The 10,841-nt window shown below is 70.2% G+C and carries 12 protein-coding genes; 2 read left to right on the forward strand and 10 right to left on the reverse strand.

The annotated features are described in order from the left end of the window. Positions 1 to 11: 11 nt before the first annotated feature. From VKQ35_RS11565 to VKQ35_RS11585, 5 genes are all read right to left on the reverse strand, one after another. Complete coding sequence (locus VKQ35_RS11565; protein WP_324361701.1) at positions 12 to 389, reverse strand: GxxExxY protein; 378 nt, start codon at positions 387 to 389, stop codon at positions 12 to 14. Positions 390 to 474: 85 nt separating this feature from the next. After that, the gene (locus VKQ35_RS11570; RefSeq protein ID WP_324361702.1) at positions 475 to 1,050 is read right to left on the reverse strand and encodes a hypothetical protein; all 576 of its coding nucleotides are present in this window, start codon (positions 1,048 to 1,050) and stop codon (positions 475 to 477) included. A gap of 292 nt (positions 1,051 to 1,342) precedes the next feature. Then, positions 1,343 to 2,047 carry a ligase-associated DNA damage response endonuclease PdeM gene (gene pdeM, locus VKQ35_RS11575; RefSeq protein WP_414692333.1) on the reverse strand — a complete coding sequence of 235 codons (705 nt, stop codon included), beginning with the start codon at positions 2,045 to 2,047 and terminating at the stop codon, positions 1,343 to 1,345. Positions 2,048 to 2,070: 23 nt separating this feature from the next. After that, the gene (locus VKQ35_RS11580) at positions 2,071 to 4,677 is read right to left on the reverse strand and encodes a ligase-associated DNA damage response DEXH box helicase (protein ID WP_324361705.1); all 2,607 of its coding nucleotides are present in this window, start codon (positions 4,675 to 4,677) and stop codon (positions 2,071 to 2,073) included. A gap of 41 nt (positions 4,678 to 4,718) precedes the next feature. Then, positions 4,719 to 5,333 (reverse strand): 2-hydroxychromene-2-carboxylate isomerase, encoded by a 615-nt coding sequence (locus VKQ35_RS11585; protein ID WP_324361714.1) that lies wholly within the window; start codon positions 5,331 to 5,333, stop codon positions 4,719 to 4,721. 86 nt (positions 5,334 to 5,419) lie between these two features. Here VKQ35_RS11585 and VKQ35_RS11590 point away from each other — a divergent pair, with 86 nt between their 5' ends. After that, complete coding sequence (locus VKQ35_RS11590) at positions 5,420 to 6,571, forward strand: saccharopine dehydrogenase family protein (protein WP_324361706.1); 1,152 nt, start codon at positions 5,420 to 5,422, stop codon at positions 6,569 to 6,571. Positions 6,572 to 6,592: 21 nt separating this feature from the next. Here VKQ35_RS11590 and VKQ35_RS11595 read toward each other — a convergent pair whose 3' ends face one another. From VKQ35_RS11595 to VKQ35_RS11615, 5 genes are all read right to left on the reverse strand, one after another. Further along, positions 6,593 to 6,931, reverse strand: a complete 339-nt coding sequence (locus tag VKQ35_RS11595; RefSeq protein WP_324361707.1) for a hypothetical protein — start codon at positions 6,929 to 6,931, stop codon at positions 6,593 to 6,595. Positions 6,932 to 7,070: 139 nt separating this feature from the next. After that, positions 7,071 to 7,985 (reverse strand): ankyrin repeat domain-containing protein, encoded by a 915-nt coding sequence (locus VKQ35_RS11600; protein WP_324361708.1) that lies wholly within the window; start codon positions 7,983 to 7,985, stop codon positions 7,071 to 7,073. After that, positions 7,978 to 8,556 (reverse strand): RNA polymerase sigma factor, encoded by a 579-nt coding sequence (locus tag VKQ35_RS11605; protein WP_324361716.1) that lies wholly within the window; start codon positions 8,554 to 8,556, stop codon positions 7,978 to 7,980. The genes VKQ35_RS11600 and VKQ35_RS11605 overlap by 8 nt, the downstream gene beginning before the upstream one ends. Positions 8,557 to 8,597: 41 nt before the next feature. Beyond that, positions 8,598 to 9,518 carry a hypothetical protein gene (locus VKQ35_RS11610; protein WP_324361709.1) on the reverse strand — a complete coding sequence of 307 codons (921 nt, stop codon included), beginning with the start codon at positions 9,516 to 9,518 and terminating at the stop codon, positions 8,598 to 8,600. A gap of 125 nt (positions 9,519 to 9,643) precedes the next feature. After that, on the reverse strand, positions 9,644 to 10,246 hold the full coding sequence (locus VKQ35_RS11615) for a glutathione binding-like protein (RefSeq protein ID WP_324361710.1): 603 nt from the start codon (positions 10,244 to 10,246) through the stop codon (positions 9,644 to 9,646). Between the two features lie 128 nt (positions 10,247 to 10,374). On the opposite strand from VKQ35_RS11615, the gene VKQ35_RS11620 reads away from it, so the two are divergent. Beyond that, a partial coding sequence (locus tag VKQ35_RS11620) for an SDR family NAD(P)-dependent oxidoreductase (RefSeq protein ID WP_324361711.1) occupies positions 10,375 to 10,841 on the forward strand: 467 nt, incomplete at its 3' end.

Genomic DNA, 10,841 nt, shown 5'->3' on the forward strand with positions numbered 1-10,841 from the left:
ACGGCATGGGATCAGAGGCCGTTAGCCAGACGGCAGATGCCGTCCTTGAGCATTTTGACATTGAAATTCAGCAGGTAGCCTAGCCGGTAGTTGCCGAGTTTCAGGTAGCTGAGCAGTTGGGCTCTGTGGAGATCGGTCAGAGCAGTGATCGCCTTCACCTCGACGACCACCTTGTCCTCCACCAGGATGTCGAGCCGATATCCCAGATCGACCCTCATCCCATCGTATTGGATCGGCAGCGCCAGTTGGCGTTGGTGAACGATGCCGGACTTCGATAATTCATGGCAAAGGCACGCCTCGTAGGCGTTCTCCAATAGGCCGGGGCCGAGAGCCCTATGCACCTTCAGCGCACAGCCCAGAAGTCGCTCACCAAGCCCGTTATCGTCCACCGTCGCCTCCGCGTATCTCCGCGATCTCCGCGGTTCGAAATAGCGGCTTCGCCGCGCATGGGGCGGGAAGACCTCAAGCGCCGCTCTAGCGTCGCGGGGGCCCGGTGGCGCGGCGGGCGGCTAGCACCTGGGCGACGTTGGAGGCGGGACTTCGCAGCGGAGGCGCGGGGGCGGCGCCGGAGCCGGTGCGCCGGGACCTCAGACTTTGAGCTGGGCTTGGCGCGGCCTTCGCGTGGGCGATCAGTTCGCGCAGGGTGAGGAGCTCCGCGGGCTCGGCGCCCGGCAGCGTCTCCGCGTCGGCGGCGACGCCCTCCAGGGTGCGCAGCAGGATCGGCAGGCTGGCGCGTTCGGTCTCGCGGTCCCGGTCGCGCTCGTCATAGCCGCGATCGCGATCCTCAGCTTCGGGTGGATCGGCACGCTCCATCAGGTCCTCGCGGTCCGTGGCCGCCTCGTGCGGACCAGCCGGCGTCCGGTCCAGACGCAGCTGCAGCGCGGTTGCGACCCGCACGGCGAAGAAGCAGCGGTCGAATGCGTTGAAGTAGGCGAGCCAGCCGTCCGTGCCCTGCGCCTTCTCGGTCGCCGCACCGAACGCCATCCCCAGCCGATAGGCGCACTCGGCCATCTCGGAGAGCTGTCTGCTGCGGGGGTCGGCGGAGGTCATGGTTGAGAACAAACGTAGAACATAGAAGATCCGGAGTCAAGGCCGAAGGTCGAAATCCATCGATGTCCGCTTGTCGGCGGGGCGTTGAGTGGCCGCTTCCGACAGCGCCTCGGCGCGATCCTTGGTGACCCGCGAGCCGTCCATGGCTTGAGCTTAGCAAACGCTATGGCGCGACCAACCGCTTTGGCGGCTGATGGGTGGTTGGGCTGCAACCCCCTCCGTCTCGTCGCTGCGCGCGAGACACCTCCCCCTCAATCGCGCTTCGCGCTGGGGGAGGATCTTGGAGGTCCCCTCAGTCTCCCGCCAGCGAGCGCCAGCCCACCGCGTGCACGCGGTCCCGGCCCAGGGCGCCGACGATGGGGGCGCGTATGAAGAAGCCCGCGAAGGCCTGGTCGCGGACGTTTAGGCCGCCGGCGTAGGCGCCGAAGGCGGGCAGGATCAGGCGTTCGGCGTCGGTGATGAAGCAGCGGCGGCGGACGCTGCCGCGGGTGGCCTTCACGCGGGCGGCGGGGTGCAGATGGCCGCTGACCTCGCCGGGCTGCAGGCCGGGCCGCGGCTCGTGGCGCAGGGTGAGGCCGCAGAGGCTGAGCTCGTCCGCCGTCTCGCCGGGGAGCGCTCGGGGGCCGTCGGCGTCGTGGTTGCCGACCACCCAGATGAGCGTGCGGCCCCGCGCCAGTTCGCGCACGGTCTCCGCGTCATCGGCCGCCAGGCGGTCCTCGGAACGGCGGTCGTGGAAGGTGTCGCCGAGCAGGATCACGGTCGCGGGTGTTAGCGCGGCCACCTCGGCGCCAAGCCGGCGCAGGGTCTCGCGCGTGTCGTAGGGCGGCAGCATCTGGCCGCGCGCGGCGTAGGAGCTGCCCTTCTCCAGGTGCAGGTCGGCGACCACCAGGGTCCGCTCGGCGGCCAGCCACAGCGCGCCGGAACAGCGCAACAGGGCGTCCGCCCCGCCGATCCGCGTGCGCAGGCCGCCGCAGTCGCCGTTGGCGTAGTCGTAGATGAAAGCCGTCTCGGCAAGCGCGTTCACTGCAGGGCCTCGGCGATCAGGTCTTCTTCGGCTTCCTTCAGGATCATGGTCTCGCCGCTGTGGCCCGGACTGCGTTCCTTGCCGATCTCCAGCAGGATCGGCACCGAAAACGGCGAAAGATGTTCAAGCGGCGAATGCCGGATGCGCCCCTTGATCCGCGCCAGCATCGCGCCCAGGCGGGCCACGTCCACGAGGCCTGTCGCCGCATCGTCGCGGGCGCAGCGCAGCAGGAGGTGGTCCGGCTGGTGGCGGCGCAGGGTGTCGTAGATCAGGTCGGTGGAGAAGGTGATCTGGCGTCCCGTCTTCTGCTGCTGGCCGGGGAAGCGGCGCTCGATCAGGCCGGCGATGATCGCGCAGCCCTTGAAGGCCCGCTTCATCATGAAGCTGTCGGCGAGCCAGGCCTCCAGGTCGTCGCCCAGCATGTCCTCGGCGAAGAGCTCGGCGAAGTCGACCTGATCCAGCGGCTTGATGGCCCAGACCGCCAGCGCATAATCGTTGCAGACGAAGCCCAGCGGCCCGCGCCCCATCCGCTCCAGCCGGCGGGTCAGCAGCATGGCCAGCGTGGTGTGCGCCAGGCGCCCCTCGAAGGGATAGCAGACCAGGAACTGGCGGTGACCGCGGGCGAAGGTCTCCAGCAGCATCTCGTCTTCTTCGGGGATCAGGGACCGGTCGCGCTGCGCTTCCAGCCATTCCCGCACGTCGGCGGGCAGCACCTGCCAGTGCGCCTGGTCGTACATCAGCTGGCGGACCCGCTTGGCGAGGTAGGTGGAGAGTGCGAACTTCGAGCCGCCCCAGGACGGCATCTTGGGGTCGGCGCCGGGCGCGGCCTGCACCAGGACGTCGAGGTTGGTCACCGCCACGAGGCGCCAGACCTGGCCCGCGAAGACGAAGGTCTCGCCGGGCTCCAGCATCTCGACCATGCCCTCCTCGATCTCGCCGATCTTGCGGCCGCCCGCGCCGCGCCGGGTGGCGACGCGCACGGCCAGCATGGCGGGGCTGACGATCGCGCCGACGTTCAGGCGATGGCGCTGCGCGGTCTCCAGGTTGCGCACGCGCCAGAGCCCGTCCTGGCCCTTCACGATGCGGCGGAACCGGTCGTAGGTCTTGAGCGCATAGCCGCCGGTCGAGACGAAATCGACGACCTGCTCGAAGTCCTCCCAGGGCAGGTTGCGGTAGGGGCCGGCGCTGACAACCTCGTCGTAGAGCTTCAGCAGGTCGAAGGGCTCGGAACAGGCGCAGCCCATGACGTGCTGGGCGAGTACGTCGAGCGCGCCGACGCGCGGCGGGTCGCCGTCCAGCTTGTTCTCGGCGATGGCTTCGCGGGCCGCCTGGCACTCCAGCATCTCGAAGCGGTTGGCGGGGACGAAGAGGGCGCGGCTGGGTTCGTCCAGGCGGTGGTTGGCGCGGCCGATCCGCTGCACCATGCGGCTCGCGCCTTTCGGCGAGGCGAGCTGGATGACCAGGTCCACGTCGCCCCAGTCGATGCCGAGGTCCAGCGTCGAGGTGCAGACGACCGCGCGAAGTTCGCCGCGCGCCATGGCCGCCTCGACCTTGCGGCGCTGCTCGGCGGCGAGGCTGCCGTGATGGAGCGCGATCGGCAGCGCGTCCTCATTCAGCCGCCAGAGCTCCTGGAAGGCGAACTCGGCCTGGAAGCGGGTGTTGACGAAGATCAGCGCGGTCTTCGACCGGGTGATGACGTCATAGACCTCCTGCATGGCGTGCTGGGCGGTGTGGCCGGCCCAGGGCACCTTGCCCTCCGAGAGCAGGACCTCGACGATCGGCTCGGCGCCGGCGGGGCCGCGCACGAGGTCGATTGAGGCGGCGCCGCACGATTTCTCAACCGCGGAGGTCGCAGAGATGCGCGGAGAAGCTGCGGTTTCCTCTGTCGCTCTGCGAAACTCCGCGGTCTCGGCGGTTATCTTTGGGGCGCCTGCGGCGTCGCGAGGGCCGACGAGGTCCACTGGCCGGTGACACGCCATCCAGGCCTTAATGACCTCCGGATCGTCGACGGTCGCCGACAGGCCGACACGGCGCATGCGGGGCGCGAACTGGGCGACGCGGGCGAGGTCCAGCGCCAGCAGGTCGCCGCGTTTCGAGGCGTGCAGGGTGTGGATCTCGTCGAGGATCACGCACTGCAGGTTCTCGAAATAGAGCCGGGCGCCCTCCCAGGCGCAGAGCAGGGCGAGCTGTTCGGGCGTGGTCAGCAGGATCTCCGGCGGTTTCACCCGCTGGCGCTGGCGGCGCGAGAGGCCGGTGTCGCCGGTGCGGCTCTCGGCGACGATGGGGAGGCCCATCTGGGCGATCGGGGCGCCGAGGTTCCGCTCCACGTCCACGGCCAGCGCCTTCAGCGGCGAGATGTAGAGTGTGTGCAGACTGGAGGGGCCGTTGGGCGGCGGCCGGGTCGACAGGTCGATCAGGCTCGGCAGGAAGCCCGCCAGCGTCTTGCCGCCGCCGGTCGGCGCGATCAGCAGGGCGTCGCGGCCGGCCCGGGCGCGCTCGATCATCGCCAGCTGATGGGCGCGCGGGCTCCAGCCCCGCTGGGCGAACCAGTCGGCGAACCGCGGCGGCAGGAGATCGGCGGGCAGGCCCGCGCTGTCGGCCATCCTTCGCCTATAGCATGTTCCTGTTATGTTTCGAGGGGCGCTTAGCGCCGCCGCAGCACCGCGTCGCGGATCAGCGGCATCCGGTCGTTGCCGAAGTACATGTCGTCGCGGCCGACGAAGACGGTGGGCGAGCCGAAGCCGCCGCGGGCGATGAGTTCTTCGGTGTTGGCGCGGAGCTGGTCCTTGATGGCAGGGTCCGCGATGGCCTCGAAGACCGTGGCGGGGTCCACGCCGGCCCGCGCGCAGACCTGCGCCAGGACCTCGTCCTGCGAGATGTCGAGGTCGTCGCTCCAGTAGGCCTCGAAGGTCGCGGCGGCGAAGTCGACGAGCTTGCCCTGCGGCTGCAGCGCGATGCAGGCGCGCATGGCCTTGACGCTGTTCACCGGGAAGACGGTGGGCGGGAACTTGATGCGAAGGCCCGCGTGCCGCGCCCAGTCGGCGAGGTCCTTGCGCATATAGCGGGCCTTGGCCGGGACCGGGTCGGCGCGCTGGGCGTAGACGCTGGGGTTGACGGTGTTGAAGACCCCGCCGACCAGGATCGGCCGCCACTCGATCTCGACGGCGAGTTCGGCGGCGAGCGCGCGCAGGTTCGCGAAGGCCAGGTAGGTCCAGGGGCTGGAGCAGTCGAAGAAGACCTCGATCATGCGGACGATCATGGCCAAGGCGGGCGCCGAAGGATAGGCGCGACGCTGCGTCAGGATGGTATGGAGCCGTCCCAAACCCAGCCCGGAAAGGTCCCGCCATGAACCCCAACGCCGAATATGACGTCATCGTCTATGGGGCCACCGGCTACACCGGCCGCCTGGTCGCGGAATATCTGGCGCAGCGCTATGGCGTGGGCGGCGACGTGAAATGGGCCATGGCCGGGCGCAGCGCGGCGAAGCTGGCGCAGGTGCGCGACGAGATGGGCCTGCCTGCGGAAACGCCGCTGATCGTCGCCGACGCCGACGATCCGGCCTCGCTCGACGCCATGGTCCGCCGCGGCAAGGCGATCGTCACCACGGTGGGCCCCTATCAGCTCTATGGCGACAGCCTCGTGGCGGCCTGCGTGGCGGCCGGGACCGACTGCCTGGACCTGTCGGGCGAGCCCAACTGGATGGCCAAGGTGATCGGCGAGTACGACGCCGCGGCCAAGGCGTCCGGCGCGCGGATCGTCCATTCCTGCGGCTTCGACTCCATCCCCTTCGAGCTCGGCGTCTATTTCGCCGAGGAGACCGCCAAGGCGAGGCTCGGCGCCTATGTGCCGCGCGTGAAGGGCCGCATCCGCGGCATGCAGGGCGGGCTTTCCGGCGGCACGGCGGCCAGCGGGGCGGCGACCATGGCGGCGATCCAGAAGGATCCGAGCCTCGGCATGCTGATGATGAACCCGTTCGCGCTGACGCCCGGCTTCCAGGGGCCGGAGCAGCCGGCCGGGATGACGGTGGAGCATGACGCCGACGTCGGCGCGGACGTGGGCCCGTTCATGATGGCGGTGATCAACACCAAGAACGTCCACCGCTCCAACGCTCTGCAGGGCCACCCCTGGGGGACGGACTTCAAATATGACGAGATGTCGATCGTGGTCCCCGGCGCGCCGACCGAGTTCACCGGCATGGGTCCCGGCGGTCCCAAGCCCGGCGAAGGCCCGTCAAAGGCGGAGCGCGAGGCGGGCTTCTACGACATCGTCTTCATCGGCATCGCCGAGGACGGCCGCAAGGTGAAGGTGAGCGTGAAGGGCGACCGCGACCCGGGCTACGGCTCGACGTCGAAGATGCTGGCCGAGGCCGCGATCTGCCTGGTGCGCGACGCAAAAACCGCGCCCGGCGGCGTGTGGACGCCGGGCGCGGTCATGGGGTCCAGGCTGATCGAACGCCTCGAGGCGAACGCCGGCCTGACCTTTGCGGTGGAGGGCTAGGCGCTCTCCGCCGATTTGGGGTTAGCAGGGGTAGGCCTCACGGACCGGCACGCGGCGGCCGTAGTAGGGGTCCCACACCCAGCGGGTGGTGTAGCAGGTCCCGTAGTAGCCGGGGCCGTAGCCATAGGCGTAGGGGCCGGGGCCGTAGTAGCCGCCGTAGTAGCGCGGATGGTCGGACGCGATGGCCGCGCCGAGCGCCAGGCCGGCGATGCCCGCCACGGCCAGGCCGGCGCCGTTGCCGCGGTGACCGTAGTAGTGACCGCCGTAATAGGGACGCGCTTCGGCGCTGGTCACAGCCGTGGCGCTGACCGCGCCGCCGAGGGTCAGGGCCGCCAGAGCGGCCGTCAGAGCTTTTCTCATAGTGGCCTCCTTGTGAGTGCATAACGGCGGGGCAGCCGAAACGTTCATGAAATAAGCCTATGAATTTTAAGCTGAACGCTGGCTGAACGAGGCGGTTAGGAAGCCGGTGGGTTAGGGGCGCGGGCGGCCTGCGCCGCCCTCACGGCTTCAGCCCAAGCGCGCGATCCAGCTCCGGATCGCCAACCCTCGCGGCAAGGTCGCGGGCGGATTCGCCTGCCCGGTTGCGGCGATCGAGGCTCGCGCCGTGGCGGCGCAGGAGGATGGCGGCGGCGGGATGGTCGGCCCGCACGCTCTTCATCAGCGCCGTATCCCCCGCCTCGTCCGGAAGGTCGACCGCCGCTCCCTTGGCCAGCAAGGCCGCCACCTCGTCGGCCTGACCGGCTTCGGCCGCGAGGCGCAACTGCTCCGCTTTCTCGTCGCGGGGCGATTGCCGCTTCTCAGCGGTGACGACCATCTCGCTGACCGTCGAGTTGGCGGCGGCGGCGGGCGCCACGGCGCGCGCGGCCGCGGGCGGCCTCGGCTCTTCGATCCGGTGCTCCACCGGCGGCACGGGGAGCGGCGGCGGCGCAGGGGGCGGCGGGGCCGGCGCGGCGGGGGCCTGTTCCGGAGCGGGCGTCGGCGCAGCCGCCTTGGCGGCGCCGGAGGCCGACGGCGGCGCGCGGGACGCGGGCGGGGTCACGGGCGCCAGGACGGCGGGAGCCTGGGCCTTCGGGGCCGGACCCGCGGCCGCAGGCGCAGGCGAGGCCGGAGGCGCGACCGAAAGCGGCGCGGGCGGCTGCACGCCCGGAGCCGGCGAGCGGATCTGCTGCGCCACCAGCACGCTGAGGCCGGCGACGCTGGCGGCGATCAGCCAGCCGCCGCGGCCCCAGGCGGCGCGCGGCCGCGCGGGCGGCGTCTCGGCCTCCACCGAGTCGGCCGCCACGGCGGCCAGCACTCGGGCGCGGCGCGCCGCCCGCGCCTGGGCGTCATCCAGCATGGCCTCGGCCTGGGCATAGGCCCGATCCATCGGATCGGGGACGCTCTCGTCATGCCCTGGGGTGTCGTGATCAGACATGCGCCGACCTTTCCCCCACGAGCGCCTGGCGAAGTTTCGCCCGGGCGTAGCGCAGCCGGCTCTTCACCGTCTCCACGGTCGCGCCCGACGCCTCGGCGATCTCCGCCAGCGACAGGCCGGCCTGGGCGAACAGGACGAAGGCGCCGCGCTGCTCCAGCGGCAGGGCCTCGACGGCGGTGACGATCTCCTGCGCCAACTCGCGCGACTGCACCTGGTCCAGGGGCGACTGGCCGGGATCGGCGACCATCATCGCCGCATCGTCCTGCGCCTGGGCCACGACGGCGACCTTCTGGCGGCGGAAATGATCGAACGCCTTGCGCCGAGCGATCGTGAACAGCCAGGCGGCGAAGCTCGCCCGGCTGGGATCGAAAGTCGCCGCGTTGTTCGAGACCGCAATCCAGGTCTCCTGGTGCAGATCCTCGGCGGCGTCGGCGTGAGCCGCGCCCAACAGGCGCCGGATGAACCGAAACAGGGCGGGGTCATATCGGTCATAGAGCCGCCCGAACGCGTGCGGGTCGCCGGCGCCGTGGGCGCGCAATAGCTCAGCGTCATCCGCAGCGTCCGGCTCCATCAAGGCCAAGCCTAGCTCCGGCACAGGGCGGCGCGCAAAGCCTAACGGCCGCCTGGCGGGTCGGGCACGTAGCCGCCGGAGTTGGGGAAGGCTCGCGGAATGCGGCCCGGTTCGCCGCGCGGCCGGATGACGCCTAGCGCGACCAGGTTGTCGTAGCTGTCGTACTCGATCCGCTGGATCAACTGCGGCCAGGCGGTCGCGCGTTCGAACGGCACGTTGGTCACCGCCGACCATTCACGGGCCCCATGACCGGTCCCCAGCTTCTCGGCCTTGCGTTCGGCGAGCAGGGGCTGCGACGGGCTCGCCGCGGATGCCGGGGGTCTCGGCTCCTCGATCCGGTGCTCCACCGGCGGGACCGCCAGCGGCGGCGGCGAAGGCGCGGCGCGCGACACGCGGCGCTCGGGGGTGACCACCATCTCGCTGACCTCATTCGAGGGCGCGGCGCTCGCCACGCCGGCCGGCGTCGCGGCCGGCGGCGGCCGCTCGCTGAAGGCGGCGATGCCGATGACGCCGATGTCCATCGGCCGGCCGGTGCGGGCGGCGTAGGAATTGGCCTGCGGCGTGAAGGTGAAGGCCGCGACCTCGGTGTCGGACTTGCGCCAGCCGCTGACGTCGTAGGCTTCGTAGGGGCGGAACACATAGCCGGTCTGGCCGTAGCCGGCGGTCTGGCCGGTGATCACATTGACGCCGTCGACCGACATCACCACCAGCACCCGGCCGGCGGTGTGGTTGGTGACGCGCAGGCTGTAGCGGCCGCCCGGCTGGCCGGCGACGAACAGCCGTCCGTCGTGCCGCCACACCTGCAGCGCCTGCCCGGTCTCGCGATCGACCACCTTGAGGTCGACGAGGTCACCGACCCTCGGGTCGACGAGGTCGGCGCGCGCCGTTCCCGCCAGGCCCAGCACCGAGACCGCCATGGCCAGCAAGGTCCGCCGTTTCAGCATCGTTCTGTCCGCCGTCATGTTCGCCTCCCTTGGCTTTCATGACGAACTACGCAGGCGGCGGACAAACGGGGTTAGCCACCGGGCGATTTTTTCATAAGGACGCCCGCCCGTTCCATAGCGTGACGCACCGCGGTTCTGAGACCCTAGGCCGTCTGCGGCTGGTCGAGCCCTTCGTGATGCAGGGCGAGCTTGACGGCTGGTCGGGCCTTCATGCGGGTGACGAAGGCCGGGAGCGGGTCGGGGAGGGGGACGCCGTTCTTCTCGGCCCAGAGGCACATGACGAAGAGATAGCAGTCGGCCACCGTCAGGTTCGCCCCTAACAGGTAGTCGCCCTTCATGCGCCCGGCCAGATAGCCGAAGCGCTTGGCCAGCAGTTCGCGCGCGGCCGCCTTCTCGGCGTCCGTCGAGTCCGGTTTGAAGAAGGGTTTGAAGCCCTTGTGAATCTCGGTGGAGATGAAGGCCAGGGTCTCCAGCAGGCGGAAATGGCCCAGCCGTCCTTGCGGCGTCAGCTTCGGCGCCATGTCGGCCACGACGCTGAGGATGGCGATGTTCTCGGTCAGCACCTCGCCGTCGTCGAACTCCAGCGCGGGCACATAGCCCTTGGGGTTGATCTGGTTGTAGTCGCGGCCGTCCTCGGTCCGCTTGGCTTTCAGATCGACCTTGATGCGGTCGAACTCCAGGCCCGCCTCGTGCATCGCGATGTGGTCGGCCAGGCTGCAGGCGCCGGGGGAATAGTAGAGTTTCATGGCGGGCCTCCGTTGGGATGGGGAGCGTCTGCAAGAACCCCCGCGCCGCGCCCGTCGTTCCGCAGGGTCATGGTGGACGCCCGCCGGGCGCCGGGCCAAGCTCGCCTCAAAGACAAGAGGGAAACGACATGAAGGATTTCGCGGGGCGGTTCGCGGTGGTGACCGGCGGCGGCACGGGCATGGGGCGCGAGCTCGCCCGCCAGCTGATCGCCGAGGGCTGCAGCGTGGCCATGTGCGACGTCTCGGCGAAGAACATGGCCGAAACGATCGCGCTCTGCGAGGCGGATGGCGTGCCCCAGGGCGCGCGGGTCACGGCCCACATCGCCGACGTCTCCGACGAGAGCCAGCTGATCCGCTTCCGCGAGGAGGCCAAGGCGCAGCACGACACGGAAAAGCTGAACCTGCTGTTCAACAACGCCGGCATCGGCGGCGGCGGCTCGATCGTGGGCGACAGCCGCGAGGAGTGGGAGCGGACCTTCAACGTCTGCTGGGGCGGGGTCTACCTGGGGGTGCGGACCTTCCTGCCCATGCTGCAGGCGGCCGACGAGGCGCACATCGTCAACACCTCCAGCGTCAACGGCTTCTGGGCGAGCCT

The sequence above is a fragment of the Phenylobacterium sp. genome (genome assembly GCF_035309685.1).
GTDB lineage: Bacteria > Pseudomonadota > Alphaproteobacteria > Caulobacterales > Caulobacteraceae > Phenylobacterium.